Below are 15230 nucleotides of genomic sequence, written 5' to 3'. Positions count from 1 at the left end.
GGGCGCCCCGCACAGGCAGGGCGCCCTCGGTCACGTACGCGAGACGGTCAGAGCTTCTCGATCACGTAGTCGACGCACTTCGTCAGGGCCTCGACGTCCGCCGGGTCGATCGCCGGGAACATCGCGACGCGCAGCTGGTTGCGGCCGAGCTTGCGGTAGGGCTCGGTGTCGACGATGCCGTTGGCGCGCAGGACCTTCGCGACGGCGGCGGCGTCGACCTCGTCCGTGAAGTCGATCGTGCCGATGACCTGGGAGCGCTTGGCCGGGTCGGTGACGAACGGGTTCGCGAACTTGACGTCCTCGGCCCAGCCGTACAGCGTCCGCGCGGACGTGGCGGTGCGGCGGACCGACCAGTCCAGGCCGCCCTGGCCGTTGATCCACTCCAGCTGCTCGTTGAGGAGGAACAGGGTGGCGAGGGCCGGGGTGTTGTACGTCTGGTTCTTGCGGGAGTTGTCGATCGCCGTCGGCAGCGAGAAGAACTCGGGGACGTGCCGGCCGGACGCGTGGACGCGCTCCGCGCGCTCGATCGCGGCCGGGGAGAAGACGCCGATCCACAGGCCGCCGTCGGAGGCGAAGGACTTCTGCGGGGCGAAGTAGTAGACGTCCGTCTCGGCGATGTCGACGGGCAGGCCGCCGGCGCCGGAGGTGGCGTCCACCAGGACCAGGGCGCCCTCGTCGGCGCCGGCCACGCGCTTGATCGGCATGGCGACGCCGGTCGAGGTCTCGTTGTGGGTGAAGGCGTAGACGTCGACACCCGCCGCGGCGACCGGCTCGGGGTGCGTGCCCGGGTCGCTGGAGATGACGTCCGGCTCGGCCAGCCAGGGCGCGAGCTTGGCGGCCTTGGCGAACTTGGAGGAGAACTCGCCGAAGCTGAGGTGCTGCGACTTGTTCTCGATCAGACCGTGCGTCGCGATGTCCCAGAACGCGGTGGAGCCGCCGTTGCCGAGGATCACCTCGTAACCGTCGGGGAGCTGGAACAGCTCGCGGATGCCCTCGCGCACCTTGCCGACCAGGTTCTTGACGGGGGCCTGGCGGTGGGAGGTGCCCATGAGGGACGTGCCGGTGGCGGCCAGGGCGTCCAGCGCCTCCGTCCGCACCTTGGAGGGGCCCGCGCCGAATCGACCGTCGGCGGGCTTGATGTCAGCAGGAATCTGGATCTCAGCCACGGAGGGGAGCGTAGTCGCTTCCGGAAACTCGGGCGAAACCTCGTCCGTCGGGTGAGACGGTCTTCCGGCAGCCGTCAGTGCGGCGACGGGCCGGGCCAGACGGCCGAGGCGTCGTCGCGGTGCGGGGCCGGCAGCCGGACCGGACGGACGGGAACAGGGCGGACGCGGCCCTCGGAGGCGGCCGTCCAGGGGGCGGGGCGGCCGGAGTAGCACAGGGTGGTGAGGACGAAGACGCCGTCGGCGTAGACCTCGACGTACTCGCCGACGGTGAGGATGCGCAGGGAGGCGGCGGGTTCCGGCAGGAGTGTCTCGCCGAGCGGGGCGCCCTCGGGGCCGGTGACCCGGAGGTTCTTGCCGTCGCAGCCGACCGTGAGCGCGGGGCGGCCCTCGTCGGAGGCCTGCGTGCGCAGGGTGACCTCGGTGCGGCCGGAGAGGTCGACGTCGCCGACCGCGTGCAGGGGGGCGTCGTACGTCTCCTCGCCGAGCCAGGGGTCGAGGCCCGGCCACCATTCCAGGCGGGGCGCCGCGTCCTGCGGTACGACGAGCGACTTGGGCTGGGCGAGCATGCCGCGGCAGCGGTCGCCGGTGTCGGTGAGGCCGACGCGGCGCGGGGTGGTGTGCAGCACGACGCGTGAGCCGTCCGGGGCCGCGACAACGCGCGGGGCGTACGCGCCCGTCGGGCCGAGCGGACCGCGGCGGGTCCACGGGCCGCGCAGGCGCGGCGCGGTCCACGCCTCGAAGCCCCGCGTGGCGCCTATGGAGCCGAGCAGCAGCCAGCTGCCGTCGTCGAGGCGTTCGAGGACCGGGCACTCCAACTCGTCGACGTCGCCGGGTGAGATGAGCGGCGGCTGGACGGTCCAGTGCTCCAGGTCGTCGGAGGTGGCCCAGGCGACGCAGCCGCTGACCTCGACGGGCAGGGAGGCGTCGGCGGCGCAGACCGCCATGACCCAGCCGTCGGTCTCGTCGTCGCGTACGACGAAGGGGTCGCGCCAGCCCATGCGTTCGCCCGTGCGGTACCAGCGCCCGTCCGCCTCGACGACCGGCCCCGTGCCGTGGCGGCGCCAGCCGGTGCCGTCGGTGCGGTCGGAGTGGGCCAGGCCGACCGATTGCAGGGGCCAGCCGCCGGGGGTGAGTCCGGAGACGGCGGTGTAGAGCATCGCCATGCCGGTGCCGTGCGGGAAGGCGTGCATGGTCCACACCGCCTGCTGGTCGAAGCGGCCCGGCAGACCGTTGCCGAAGGCCGTGCCCTGCGGCTCCCAGTGGACCAGGTCGGTGGAGGTGGCCCGGCCGTAGGACGTCTCCATGCGCAGGTGGTCGAAGTCGGCCGTCCACGGGCCCTGCAGGTGCAGCGCGGTGTAGGTGCCGTCCGCGTGGCGCAGGAGGTCGAAGTCGTTCACGCAGAGGCCGGGCGGCGCGTATCGCATGGACAGGTCCTGTCTGCCGACAGCCGCACTCAAGCGTGTGCGCTGTGCTCTGGCTTGGGAGAGTTCCTCTGAGAGTCAGCCGAAGTAAATCTGAACGCAAACGCTTGCGCAACCAGGTGGGCGGGTTTACGGTCTCGTCACTCCCCCTCACGCCGCTGTGCTTCCGGGCCCCGGGCACGCGGCGTGCATCCGATCAAGGAGCGTCCCGTGACGGTCAGCATCACCGATGTCGCCGAGGCCACCGGGGTCTCGGCGTCCACCGTGTCCCGCGCCCTGCGCGGCCGTCCCGGAGTGTCGGAGGAGATGCGGGCCCGGATCGTCGAGGCCGCCGCCGAGCTGGGCTACACCGCCTCGCGCTCGGCATCCAGTCTGGCCAGCGGGCGCACCTACACCATCGGCGTCGTCGTCCCGTACGTCGGCCGCTGGTTCTTCGGCACCGTGCTGGACTCCGCCGAGAGGGTCTTCAGCGCCGCCGGTTACGACGTCCTGCTGTACAACCTCGGCTCACCGGAGGCCCGCAAGCGCTTCTTCACCAAGCTGCCGATCCGCAAACGGGTCGACGCCGTGCTGTCCCTGCTGATCCCGGACCTGGAGGAGGCCGCCGCCCTGCGGTCCCTCGGCGTGCCGCTGGCGACCACGGTCGGCGGCGCCCGGCCCGGCTTCACGGCGGTCGGCATCGACGACCGGGGCGGGGCTCAGAGCGCCGTACGGCATCTGGTGAACCTCGGCCACCGGCGGATCGGCATGATCTCCGGCGCCAGCGAGCCGCTGCACTGGACCACGCCCCTCGACCGCCGGCAGGGCTACCTCGACGTGCTGGCCGACGCCGGGATCGAGCCCGACCCCGCGCTGGAGGCGGACGGCGGTTACACGGTCGAGGGCGGCGAGCGGGCCATGACCGAGCTGATGGCGCTGCGCCACCCGCCGACCGCCGTGTTCGCCCAGTCCGACGAGATGGCGATGGGCGCGCTGCGCGCCCTGCGCCGGCACCGGCTGAGGGTTCCGGAGGACGTGTCCGTCGTCGGCTTCGACGATCACGAGCTGTCCGAGGTGGTCGGGCTGACCACCGTGGCCCAGCCGGTCGCGGCCCAGGGCCGGGAGGCGGCCCGGCTGCTGCTGGCGCGGCTGGATGATCCGGAAGCCGGGCCGCCGCACCCCGTCGAGATGCCCATCCGTTTCGTCCTCCGCGAGACCACCGCTCCGCCGAACACCGACAGGCAGCGGTAGCTCCCCCCGGCCCCTGCCCCGCCCGCCGCCGGGGGCGCCGTTCCAGCCCCCGGCCCCTTCCCCACCGTCCGCGCACCCACCCGCACACCCCGCACGGAGGCACCACCATGATCACCGGTCACAGAAAACACCGTCGTACGGGCCTGACAGCCCTCGCCCTGCTGCCCCTGGCCGCGCTGGCCGCCTGTGGCGGGGGCGGCGGCAGCGACACCTCCGCCGAAGAGGGCAGCGGCAAGGGCACCATCAGCGTCTGGGCCCACCAGGGCCAGGCGAGCGAGGCGGCCGCGCTGCAGAACGCGGTGAAGTCCTTCAACTCCTCGCAGAGCGACGTCAAGGCCGAGCTGAAGCTGATCCCCGAGAACGACTACACCAAGACCATCACCGCCACCGACGCCTCGGAACTGCCGGACGTGCTGGAGTTCGACGGCCCGACGATGGCGAACTTCGTCTACAACAGCAAGCTCGCCCCGGTCGACGGCCACGTCTCCGCCAAGACCCTCGGCAACGTCACCGACGCGATCAAGGCACAGGGCGAGATCGACGGCAAGCACTACGGCCTGGGCATGTTCGACGCCGGGCTCGGCATGTACGCCAACAAGAAGCTGCTGGACGCGGCCGGTGTGAAGTACCCGACGAGCGTGGACGACGCCTGGACGGCCGAGGAGTTCGGCAAGGCGCTCAAGGCGCTCAAGGGCAAGGACTCCGACGGCAAGGTCCTCGACATATCGGAGCAGTACGGCCTGGCCACCGAGTGGGGCACCTTCGGCTTCTCCCCGATCATCTGGTCGGCCGGCGGCGGCCTGCTGAAGGACGGCAAGGCGCAGGGCGCCCTCGACAGCCCGGACGTGGTCTCCGCGATGAAGACCTTCCAGTCCTGGAAGACGTACGTCGACCCCAACACCGACGGCAACGCCTTCGCCAAGGGCAAGGTGGCGCTGAGCTGGGTCGGCCACTGGAACTACCCCGCGTACAGCGAGGCGCTCGGTGACGACCTCGTCGTCGTGCCGCTGCCGGACTTCGGCAAGGGTCCCAAGACGGGTCAGGGCTCGTGGGTCTGGGGCATCGGCGCCGACAGCAAGAACGGCAAGGCCGCGGGCGCCTTCCTGGACTACCTGCTGAACGACAGCAACATCGGCGCGATGACGAAGGCCAACGGCGCGGTGCCCGCCACCGAGTCCGCACTCGCCAAGAGCGAGCTGTACAAGAAGGGCGGCCCGCTCCAGCTCTTCGCCGACCAGCTGGCCAAGCCGTGCGGCGACAGTGACATCAGCACCTCCTGCGTCGCCGTCACCCGCCCGGTGACCGCCGGATACCCCACGGTCACCGCCAAGTTCAACACGGCCCTCAACTCGATCTACGGCGGTGCCGACCCCAAGGAAGCCCTGCAGAAGGCCGCCCGCGCCATCGACCGGGACTTCACCGACAACGCCGGCTACGAGATCCCGTAACCCGCAGGACGCATCGGCCCGGGCGGGCCGCCGGCGACATGGCGACGCAAAAACGACGCAGCCACGTACCGACCGGGCCCGCCCCGCCGGGAAGAGGACCCTCCCGTGAAAACCGTGGAACCCGCGCACCCCGCGGCCCCTGGCCGGGCGCAGGCCGCCTCGGCCACGCCCTCCGCGAAGCCCTCGCGTCCGTCGCGCGGCAACCGCGACTGGCTGCACGGGCTGCTGATGTCCGCCCCGGCCGTCGGCGGGCTGATCGCCTTCGTCGGCATTCCGTTCGGCTACGCCGTGGTGCTCTCCTTCTACAACGTCCGCCTCGGCTCGCCGCTGGAGCCCACCTTCTTCGGCGTGGAGCACTACCGGCGGCTGTTCACCGACCCCGACCTGTCCGGCCCGTTCCTGCGGGCGCTGCTGAACAACCTGACCTTCGCCGCGGTCGTCGTACCGCTCCAGACGGGTCTGGCGCTGGCGCTGGCGATCCTGCTCAACCGCAAGCTGAAGGCCATCGGCCTGTTCCGGTCCTTCTTCTTCATGCCGGTGGTCTTCCCGATGGCGCTGGTCGCCGTGATCTGGCGGCTGATCCTCGCCCGCAGCGAGCAGGGCATGCTCAACTCCCTGCTGGACGCGGTGAGTTTCGGCAACTGGGGTGCCTTCGACTGGCTCGGTGACGGCCTCACCGCGATGGGCTCGATCATCGTGCTGTCGGTGTGGCAGGGCGTCGGCTTCCAGATGGTCATCCTGCTGGCCGGTCTCCAGCAGATTCCGGGCGAGCTCTACGAGGCCTCCCAGCTGGACCGGGCCTCGCGCTGGCAGCAGTTCCGGCACGTCACCCTGCCCGGCATCCGCGGCACCCTCGTGTTCGTCGCGATGCTGACCTCGGTGCTGTCCTTCCGGGTCTTCGACCAGGTGTACATCCTCATCCGCGGCGGTGGCCTGGACGAGGACGCCACCCGGACGGTGATGTACCAGGCCGTCACCACGGCCTTCGACCAGAACAACATCGGCCAGGCCTCGGCCGTCACGGTGGTGTTCTTCCTGATCGTCGTCGCCCTGACGATCGTCCAGCGCCGCGTCGTCCGGCCCGACAACGAGGACTGACCCCACCATGGCCATGACCCGTACTCCCGTACGCCGCGTCCTCGACTACACCGTCCTGAGCGTCCTGGCGTTCGTCTTCGCCCTCCCCGCGCTCTACCTCTTCCTCGGCAGCCTCAAGCCGTCCGACGAGGTCATGAACGGCCTGTCCGGCTTCCTGCCCACCCACCTCTCCTTCGACAACTACACCGCCGTCCTCGACAGCCTCAGCTCCGACAGCACCGGCTACTTCTGGCAGTTCATGGGCGTGTCGGTGCTGCTGTCGTTCGTGGTGGTGACGGGCGGACTGATCGTCAACTCGATGGCGGCGTACGGGCTGACGCGGCTGAAGTGGCGCGGCCAGAACGCGGTGTTCACCCTGGTCCTGCTGCTGATGCTGATCCCGTTCGAGTCGGTGGCGGTGCCGCTGTTCTACATGTTCAACGGCCAGCGCAACACCCTGTTCATCCAGGCGCTGCCGTTCGTCGCCAACGCCTTCGCCGTCTACCAGTTCCACACGTTCTTCCGGAAGATCCCGCCGAGCATCGAGGAGGCGGCCCGGCTGGACGGCGCGGGTCCCTGGCGGACCTTCTTCGCGATCATCGTGCCGATGTCCAGGCCGGTCTTCGCCTCGGTCGCGATCCTCACCTTCCTCATCCAGTGGGGCTCCTTCCTGTGGCCGGTGCTGATGGTGTCCGACCCGTCGGTGCGTCCCCTCCCCCTGGAGATGAGCGTCTTCCAGGGGCAGCAGCCCCCTGACTGGGGCCAGATCCTCGCCTTCGGTGTGCTGCTGGTGCTGCCCGTGCTGATCGTCTTCGCGTTCTTCCAGCGCTGGTTCGTCGAGGGCGTGGCCAGCTCCGCCGTCAAGGGCTGAGCCGCCGGGGGCATGCTGGACGCATGACGGATGTCGGGGAGCTGGTTGTCCTTGAGGCGGAGCTGAGCCGGGTCGTCCGGGGTGACGTGGGTTTCGACGTCACCTCCCGGGCGCTGGTCACCATGGACGCCTCCAACTACCGGCGGGTGCCGCTGGGTGTGGTCGCTCCCCGTGACGCCGACGACGTGGCGGCCGTCCTGGAGGTGTGCCGGCAGCGGGGGGTGCCGGTCGTGGCGAGAGGCGGCGGTACGTCGATCGCGGGGCAGGCGACCGGTACGGGCGTGGTGCTGGACTTCACCCGGTACATGAACCGGCTCGTGTCGCTGGACCCGGAGGCGCGTACGGCCGTCGTGCAGCCGGGGCTGGTGCTCGACCGGCTCCAGGAGGCGGCCGCCCCGCACGGCCTGCGGTTCGGGCCGGACCCGTCCACGCACAGCCGGTGCACGCTCGGCGGCATGATCGGCAACAACTCCTGCGGCTCGCACTCGGTGGCCTGGGGGACGACCGCGGACAGCGTGCGCGAGCTGGACGTGGTCACCGCGCGGGGGCGGCGGCTGCGGCTCGGGCCGGACTGGGCCGGAGCGCCGGACGGCCTGCGGGAGCTGGTGGACGGCGAACTGGCCCGGTTGCGCACGGGCTTCCCCGAGCTGCCCCGCCGCATCTCCGGATACGCGCTGGACGCGCTGCTGCCCGAGCGCGGCGCCGACGTGGCCCGCTCCTTCTGCGGTTCGGAGGGCACGCTGGGCGTGCTGACGGAGGCGGTCGTACGCCTGGTCGAGGCGCCCCGCGCGCGTGCCCTGGCCGTGCTGGCGTACGCCGACGAGAGCGCGGCGGCGCAGGCCGCTGCCGGGCTGCTGCCGCTGCGCCCGCTGACGGTCGAGGGCATGGCCGCGGACCTGGTGCCGTCCGCGGCCGCGCTGCCGCGGGGCGGGGCCTGGCTGTTCGTGGAGACCGGCGGGGAGTCGGCCGCGGAGGCACGCGCGCGTGCGGAGGCGATCGTGCGGGCGGCCGATGTCGTGGACGCCCTGGTGGTCACCGACCCGGCGGGGCAGCGCGCGCTGTGGCGGATCCGGGAGGACGCGAGCGGTACGGCGACGCGGATGCCGGACGGGAGGGAGGCCTGGCCGGGGTGGGAGGACTGCGCGGTGCCGCCCGCCCGGCTCGGGGCGTATCTGCGGGACTTCCGCGCGCTGCTCGGCGCGCACGGGCTGCGCGGCACGCCGTACGGGCACTTCGGGGACGGCTGCATCCACGTCCGTATCGACTTCGACCTGCTGACGGAGCCCGGCATCGCCCGTTTCCGGCGCTTCTCGGAGGAGCTCGCGGAACTGGTGGTGGCGCACGGCGGGTCGCTGTCCGGGGAGCACGGGGACGGGCAGGCGCGGGCGGAGCTGCTGCCGAAGATGTACGGCCGGGAGATGGTGGGCCTGTTCGAGCGGGTGAAAGGGGCGTGGGACCCCGACGACCTCCTCAACCCCGGCATGCTGGTCCGCCCCGCGCCCCTGGACGCCGGCCTGCGCTTCTCCGTCCTCCCCCGCGAGCCCGTCGACGTCGCCTTCGGCTACCCCTTGGACGGCGGTGACTTCTCGGCGGCGGTCCGGCGCTGCGTGGGCGTCGCCAAGTGCCGTACGACGTCGGTGTCCGGCTCCTCCGTCATGTGCCCGTCCTTCCGGGCGACCGGCGCGGAGGAGCACTCCACGCGCGGGCGTGCCCGGCTGCTGCACGAGATGCTCGCGGGTGAGGTGGTGACCGGCGGCTGGCGCTCCACGGAGGTGCGGGACGCGCTGGACCTGTGCCTGTCCTGCAAGGGCTGCCGGTCGGACTGCCCGGTGGAGGTCGACATGGCCACGTACAAGGCGGAGTTCCTCCACCACCACTACGAGGGCCGGCGCCGCCCGGCCGCGCACTACGCGATGGGCCGCCTGCCGGAGTGGCTCCGGGCCGTGGCCCGAACGCACACGGCTCCGCTGGTCAACACCCTCGCCCGGATGCGCCCCTTCGCCCGGGCCGCGAAACGGCTGGGCGGGATCGCCCCCGAGCGGGAGATCCCCCGGGTGGCGACGCGGACGTTCAGCCGATGGTGGGAGCGGCGGCGGGGCGAGGTGGCTGCCGCCGGGCGTGGGGATCTCGTCGTGGTGTGGCCCGACACCTTCACCGAGCACCTCTCACCGGCCGTCGGACAGGCCGCCGTCCGCGTCCTGGAGGCGGCCGGGCTGCGGGTGGCGCTGCCGCCGACCGTGCACCTGGCGAAACCGCCGGTGGGCGACGGCAGGACGGTCGCCCTCGACCCGTTGTCCCTGCTGCGGGGCCGGGGCCGGGTCTGCTGCGGGCTGACGTACGTGTCGACGGGGCAGCTGGACCGCGCCCGGGCGGTCATGCGGCGCACGCTCGACCTGATGGAGCCGGTGCTGGAGACCGACGCCCCGGTCGTGGTCCTGGAGCCGAGCTGCGCCGCCGCCCTGCGCACGGACGTCCCCGAGCTGCTGCACGACGATCCGCGCGCGGCCCGTCTCGCCGCGAAGGTCCTCACCTTCGCGGAGACGCTGGAGCGCCACGCCCCCGGCTGGACGCCGCCGCGCGTGGACCGCCCGGTGGCCGGGCAGACCCACTGCCACCAGCACGCGGTGCTGGGCGACGCCGCCGACCGCCGGTTGCGCGAAGCCGCCTCGCTCTCCGGCGATCTGAGCGGCGGCTGCTGCGGTCTCGCGGGGAACTTCGGCTTCGAGCGGGGACACTACGAGGTGTCCGTGGCCTGCGCGGAGGAACAGCTCCTGCCGTCGGTACGGGACGCCCCGGACGGCACGGTGGTCCTTGCGGACGGCTTCTCCTGCCGCACACAGCTGGAGCAGCTGGCGGGGGTGCGGGGGCGGCATCTGGCGGAGGTCCTCGCGGAGGCGCTGGAGGGAGCGGGGGGCGAGCCGGGGCCGGGCGATGAGCCGGGCGGCATGACCGGCCCGGGGGTGCCACCGGCCGGGCGATGAGCCCGGCGGCATGACCGGCCCCGGGATGAGCAGGGCGGCATGACCGGCCCGGGGCGCCGCGCGGGTGAGCACGGCCGCCTCAGGGAGGAGCCCGCCCGCAGACCACCGTTCCTGCCGGCCTCGTACGCGTGCCGCCTGCCCGTGCGCGCGACCCCTGCCGGCCGGACGCTGAGGCGTTCGGGGCTGCGGGACGGGCGGACCCGAGTGGCTCCCGCCGCCCCGGCCCCGGCCCCGGGGCCTGCCGGCCTCGTACGCGTGCCGCCTGCCCGTGCGCGCGACCCCTGCCGGCCGGACGCTGAGGCGTTCGGGGCTGCGGGACGGGCGGACCCGAGTGGCTCCCGCCGCCCCGGCCCCGGCCCCGGGCCCGCCGGCCTCGTACGCGTGCTACTCCCGCTGTCCACCCGCCCCATCCGACAGACGCTGAGGCGTTCGGGCCACGGGACGGGCGGACCCGAGTGTCTGAACCGGGGGAGGGACGGAGCCGCTCCTAGGCTCGCGGGACCAGACACCGCCCGCCGAGGGCCGCTGCTCGAAGGAGCCCGCTCATGCGCGTCCGCGTCCAGCCGATCACCCGCGACGAGCACCTCGCGTTCGTCACGGCCCGCCCCTCCGCCAGCCACACCCAGGTCCCGTCCTGGGGCGAGGTGAAGCCCGACTGGCAGGCCGAGAGCCTCGGCTGGTTCGACCAGGGCGGACAGCTCGTCGGCGCGGGGCTGGTGCTGCTGCGCCCACTGCCCGGGCCGAAGTTGCCCGGACTGCCGCGGTACCTCGCGTATCTGCCCGAGGGCCCGCTCCTCGACTGGCACGAGCCCGGCCTCGAACGCCTGCTGGAGCCGATGGTCGCCCACCTCGGGCGACGGGGCGCCTTCGCGGTGCGAATGGGCCCGCCGGTCGTGGTGCGCCGCTGGAGCGCCGAGACGGTCAAGGCGGCCATCGCGGACCCGGCCGCCCGGCGGCTGCGCGACGTCCGGGCGACGTCGTACGAACCCCGCGCAGGCCGGGTCGCGGACAGCCTGCGCCGTATGGGCTGGCGGCAGACCGCACCCGGCGGCGAGGACGGTTTCGCCGCGGGGCAGCCCCGGTACGTCTTCCAGGTGCCGTTCGCCGGACGGTCGCTGGAGGACATCCACAACGGCCTGAACCAGCAGTGGCGGCGCAACATCAAGAAGGCGGAGAAGGCCGGAGTGAAGGTCGTGCGCGGTGACCTGGAGGACCTGCCGGCCTTCCACGAGCTGTACACCGAGACGGCCGGGCGGGACGGTTTCCTCCCGCGCCCGCTGCCGTACTTCCAGCGCATGTGGAGCGCGCTCACCGCCGAGCACCCGGACCGGATGCGGCTCTACCTCGCGTACCACGACGGCGAGGTGCTCGCCGCCGCCACGATGCTGACCGTCGGCGACCACGTCTGGTACTCCTACGGCGCCTCCACCAGCCGTCGGCGCGAGGTCCAGCCGAGCAGCGCCGTGCAGTGGCGCATGATGTGCGACGCCCACGAACTCGGCGCCGCCGTCTACGACCTGCGCGGCATCACCGACACCCTGGAGGAGTCCAGCGACCTGCTGGGCCTGCTCCGCTTCAAGGTGGGCACCGGCGGCGAGGCCGTCGAGTACCTCGGCGAGTGGGACTACCCGCTCAACCGGCTGCTGTACAAGGCGCTGAACCTGTACCTGGCGCGCCGCTGAGCGCCCGCATTCCGAGACAGTGGCATAGGCGGTTTACGCGCCTGACGGAGTCCATTACTGTGGACTCGACAGTACATCGTGATGCACGCAAGTGGGTAGGACGGTGTACGTACGCAGCCCGAGTACGCAGCCGAGCCGAGCACAGGACCGCCCGTGACCACCCCCGACAGCGTCACCACGCCCCAGCCCGCGACAACCGCCGCTGCCGCCGCACCGGCCGCCGCACCGGCCGCCGGACCGGGCCGGCCGGGCTCCCTCGGGCCGGTGGGCCTGGTACTCGCCGGCGGGATCTCCGTGCAGTTCGGCGGCGCGCTGGCCGTGATGCTGATGCCGAGGGCGGGCGCCCTCGGGGTGGTGGCGCTGCGGCTGCTCGTGGCGGCGGTCGTCCTGTTGCTGGTCTGCCGCCCGCGGCTGCGCGGCCACTCACGCACGGACTGGGGCACGGTCGTCGTCTTCGGCATCACCATGGCCGCGATGAACGGCCTCTTCTACCAGGCCGTCGCCCGTATCCCACTGGGTCTCGCGGTCACCCTGGAGGTCCTCGGCCCGCTCGCCCTCTCGGTGCTGGCGTCCCGCCGCGCGATCAACGTGGTGTGGGCGGCGCTCGCCCTGGCCGGTGTCTTCCTGCTCGGCGGCGGAGGCTTCAGCAGCCTCGACCCCACAGGAGCGGCCTTCGCCCTGGGTGCCGGCGCGATGTGGGCGGCCTACATCATCTTCAGCGCCCGTACGGGCCGCCGCTTCCCGCAGGCGGACGGCCTGGCCCTGGCGATGGCGGTGGGGGCCGTGCTGTTCCTGCCCCTGGGCATGGCGGAGTCGGGGGCGAAACTGGTCGACCCGGTGACGCTGGGTCTGGGCGCGGCGGTGGCCCTGCTCTCCTCGGTCCTGCCCTACACCCTCGAACTCCTCGCCCTGCGCCGCCTGCCCGCCTCCAGCTTCGCGATCCTCATGAGCCTGGAACCGGCCATCGCCGCGACGGCCGGCTTCCTCCTCCTCGACCAGGCCCTCACCACCGTGGAGGCCGCCGCGATCGCCCTCGTCATCGCGGCGAGCATGGGGGCGGTACGGACCCAGGTCGGCCGCGGCCGCCGGAAGACGGCGGTCCTGGAGGGCTAGGGTCTGTCGTTTGGATCAGATCGCAGACGCGGGGCCTGGCACGCGCATCTGCGGCGTTGTCGTCGGTTGCCGATGCTCCGCATCGACGCCCTCCTCCGCCGTGCAGCTGCACGCACCAGGCCCCGCTCACCGGCGCCGGAGAGGTGCCGTCGATTCCCTGCGACCTGATCCAAACGACAGGCCCTCGGGGGCTCCTGAGACGGAGTCCCGGGCCGTCAGGCGACACGCCTTCCCACGGTGCGCGAGGGCCTGATCACTGGTAGGCGCACGCGCCCGGCACCGCGACCTTCCGTACAAGGCGCTTGCCCGGCAAGGCTCCGCGTCAGGACGGGGCGAGGACGCAGAACTCGTGGCCCTCCGGGTCGGCCAGGCACCTCCACGGGACGTCGCCCTGGCCGAGGTCGAGGTCGGTGGCGCCGAGGGCCCGCAGCCGGGCCACCTCCGCCTCCTGGTCGTCACCGGGGTGCGGCAGCAGGTCAATGTGCACGCGGTCCGGCACGGCCTTCCCGCCGGGGATGCGGAGGAACTCGAGATACGGCCCGACCCCCTGGGCGGAGCGCAGCACCGCGTGATCGTCGGTCACCTCATGAAGGGTCCAGTCCATCGCCTCGCCCCAGAACCGGGCCATGGCCCGCGGCTCCTCGCAGTCGACGACCACCGCGGCGATCGGCCCGGTGTCCCGGTAGATCTCCCGGGGCTCCAGCACGCAGAACTCGTTGCCCTCCGGGTCGGCGAGAACCGTCCACGGCACGTTGCCCTGCCCCACGTCGGCGGGCGTCGCACCGAGAGACCTCAGGCGCGCGACCAACTCCTCCTGATGGGCCGCGGAGGTGGTGGCGAGATCGAGGTGCACACGGTTCTTCGTCGCCGACTTGGGTTCCGGGACGGCAACGACGTCGATGCAGACGGCGACCGGGTCCGGCCAGACGAAGCCGCCGCCGGGTTCGACGTTGGTCACGCCGGGTCCCTCGCTGGAAACACCCCAGCCGAGCGCCTCCGCCCAGAACCGGCCGACCGCCGAGTCGTCAAGAGCCTTTATGTTCACCTGAACAGGTCGCAATGCCATGCCGGTGATCCTATGCATCCGCTCCGTGACGACATCCGCGCCGTCGCCAAACAGAGATCAAGCAGCTCTTTCTACGGCTGGTACGCGCGCGCCACGCGAAAACCCACGTCGTCGATCCGGAACGTGGGATGACTGCGGCGCCGTACCGAAGCACGGCAACTCCAGTGCTCGTCGGCCCAGCCACCGCCCCGCAGCACCCGGTAGGTGCCGTAGACCTCGGCGTCATAGACGTCCCAGCACCACTCCCAGGCGTTGCCCAGCATGTCGTGGAGACCCCACGCGTTGGGCTGCTTGCCGCCCACGGGACGGATCCGCTCCTCCGAGTTGCCGCGATACCAGGCGATCTCGTCGAGCCGCCCGTACCGCGGCCCACTGCCACCGGCCCGGCAGGCGTGCTCCCACTCCGCCTCGCTCGGCAGCCGGTACCCGTCTTTGGAGACGTCCCAGTCGACCGACTCGGAGTCATCGCCCAGGCGGTACACGGGCGTCAGTCCTTCCGCCCGGGACAGCGCGTTGCAGAACCGCACCGCGTCCCACCACGACACACCCTCGACGGGCAGCCGCTCACCGCGAACGGCACTCGGCCACTCACCGGTGACCTGGGCGTACCACGCCTGAGTGACCGGGACCGCCGACATCCGGAACGACGCGACCTCAACCGTCCAACTCCGTTGCGTCCGCCGGTCGGACAGCGTCACCCGCCCTGCCGGGACAGCCATCATCTCGTTCCCCACCCTCACACCGACCCCCATGCCCGTCCGAACGGGCTTAGCGCACCAAGACCCCCCGCACCGTAAGCCCGTAACGCGCCCGCGGGCCGACGGAGCCGTCAGGGCCGTCAGGACGCCCACGACCACCGGGAGCGTCACGCACCGCACGAGCGCGCTGATCCATGACTGGCTGACCCGGTCGCGCGCGACGTCCCCGACGGAGTGGGCGATCTTGTAGGCCACCGACACCCACACCACCGCACCGCGTCCCGCGAGCGTACGGATCTCCTGCGGGCGCGCGATGAACGGATCCTCGACGAGGTCCGGCCCGGACGCAGGCGGCGGGTACGGCTGCCCGCCGTGCGGGTCACAAATTCATGCAAGCACGCTTGATTGTTTCTGGTCGCGCTGCCATGCTCCTCAGCACGCCGCACCACCCCGCACCACCCCCGCACACCGCCGTGC

At 72.3% G+C, this 15230-nt stretch carries 11 protein-coding genes; 7 read left to right on the top strand and 4 right to left on the bottom strand.

Annotation, left to right across the window (positions count from 1 at the left end):
* Positions 1-47: 47 nt before the first annotated feature.
* Both serC and HDA41_RS17555 read right to left on the bottom strand, forming a co-directional pair.
* Positions 48-1166, bottom strand: coding sequence for a phosphoserine transaminase (gene serC, locus HDA41_RS17560; RefSeq protein ID WP_184985035.1), 1119 nt, complete (start codon positions 1164-1166; stop codon positions 48-50).
* A 74-nt stretch (positions 1167-1240) separates the two neighbouring features.
* Positions 1241-2590 (bottom strand): glycoside hydrolase family protein, encoded by a 1350-nt coding sequence (locus tag HDA41_RS17555; protein WP_184985033.1) that lies wholly within the window; start codon positions 2588-2590, stop codon positions 1241-1243.
* Between the two features lie 207 nt (positions 2591-2797).
* Here HDA41_RS17555 and HDA41_RS17550 point away from each other — a divergent pair, with 207 nt between their 5' ends.
* From HDA41_RS17550 to HDA41_RS17520, 7 genes are all read left to right on the top strand, one after another.
* Positions 2798-3817: a LacI family DNA-binding transcriptional regulator gene (locus HDA41_RS17550; RefSeq protein ID WP_184985032.1), complete on the top strand. Its 1020-nt coding sequence runs from the start codon at positions 2798-2800 to the stop codon at positions 3815-3817.
* 107 nt (positions 3818-3924) lie between these two features.
* Entirely contained in the window at positions 3925-5265 is a 1341-nt protein-coding gene (locus tag HDA41_RS17545; RefSeq protein ID WP_184985030.1) for an ABC transporter substrate-binding protein, read from the top strand.
* A 105-nt stretch (positions 5266-5370) separates the two neighbouring features.
* Positions 5371-6363 carry a carbohydrate ABC transporter permease gene (locus HDA41_RS17540; protein WP_184985028.1) on the top strand — a complete coding sequence of 331 codons (993 nt, stop codon included), beginning with the start codon at positions 5371-5373 and terminating at the stop codon, positions 6361-6363.
* Between the two features lie 7 nt (positions 6364-6370).
* Positions 6371-7213 carry a carbohydrate ABC transporter permease gene (locus HDA41_RS17535; RefSeq protein WP_184985026.1) on the top strand — a complete coding sequence of 281 codons (843 nt, stop codon included), beginning with the start codon at positions 6371-6373 and terminating at the stop codon, positions 7211-7213.
* A 23-nt stretch (positions 7214-7236) separates the two neighbouring features.
* Positions 7237-10194 (top strand): FAD-binding and (Fe-S)-binding domain-containing protein, encoded by a 2958-nt coding sequence (locus HDA41_RS17530; protein WP_230299602.1) that lies wholly within the window; start codon positions 7237-7239, stop codon positions 10192-10194.
* A gap of 545 nt (positions 10195-10739) precedes the next feature.
* Complete coding sequence (locus tag HDA41_RS17525; protein ID WP_184985024.1) at positions 10740-11876, top strand: lipid II:glycine glycyltransferase FemX; 1137 nt, start codon at positions 10740-10742, stop codon at positions 11874-11876.
* Positions 11877-12029: 153 nt separating this feature from the next.
* Complete coding sequence (locus HDA41_RS17520; RefSeq protein WP_184985022.1) at positions 12030-12989, top strand: EamA family transporter; 960 nt, start codon at positions 12030-12032, stop codon at positions 12987-12989.
* A gap of 322 nt (positions 12990-13311) precedes the next feature.
* Here the strand turns inward: HDA41_RS17520 and HDA41_RS17515 are convergent, their stop codons facing one another.
* A complete protein-coding gene (locus HDA41_RS17515; protein ID WP_184985020.1) occupies positions 13312-14055 on the bottom strand; it encodes a VOC family protein in 744 nt (247 codons plus the stop codon).
* 71 nt (positions 14056-14126) lie between these two features.
* Positions 14127-14777, bottom strand: a complete 651-nt coding sequence (locus HDA41_RS17510; RefSeq protein WP_184985018.1) for a formylglycine-generating enzyme family protein — start codon at positions 14775-14777, stop codon at positions 14127-14129.
* Positions 14778-15230: the final 453 nt, after the last annotated feature.

The sequence above is a fragment of the Streptomyces caelestis genome (assembly GCF_014205255.1).
GTDB lineage: Bacteria > Actinomycetota > Actinomycetes > Streptomycetales > Streptomycetaceae > Streptomyces > Streptomyces caelestis.
Note: the sequence above shows the minus strand (reverse complement) of the source record. Positions and strands in the feature narration are given on the sequence as shown.

Coding starts and splice junctions, on each gene's coding strand:
- HDA41_RS17525 (WP_184985024.1), top strand. CDS start 10,740: ATGCGCGTCCGCGTCCAGCCGATCACCCGCGACGAGCACCTCGCGTTC.
- HDA41_RS17515 (WP_184985020.1), bottom strand. CDS start 14,055: ATGGCATTGCGACCTGTTCAGGTGAACATAAAGGCTCTTGACGACTCG.
- HDA41_RS17530 (WP_230299602.1), top strand. CDS start 7,237: ATGACGGATGTCGGGGAGCTGGTTGTCCTTGAGGCGGAGCTGAGCCGG.
- HDA41_RS17535 (WP_184985026.1), top strand. CDS start 6,371: ATGGCCATGACCCGTACTCCCGTACGCCGCGTCCTCGACTACACCGTC.
- HDA41_RS17555 (WP_184985033.1), bottom strand. CDS start 2,590: ATGCGATACGCGCCGCCCGGCCTCTGCGTGAACGACTTCGACCTCCTG.
- HDA41_RS17510 (WP_184985018.1), bottom strand. CDS start 14,777: ATGATGGCTGTCCCGGCAGGGCGGGTGACGCTGTCCGACCGGCGGACG.
- HDA41_RS17545 (WP_184985030.1), top strand. CDS start 3,925: ATGATCACCGGTCACAGAAAACACCGTCGTACGGGCCTGACAGCCCTC.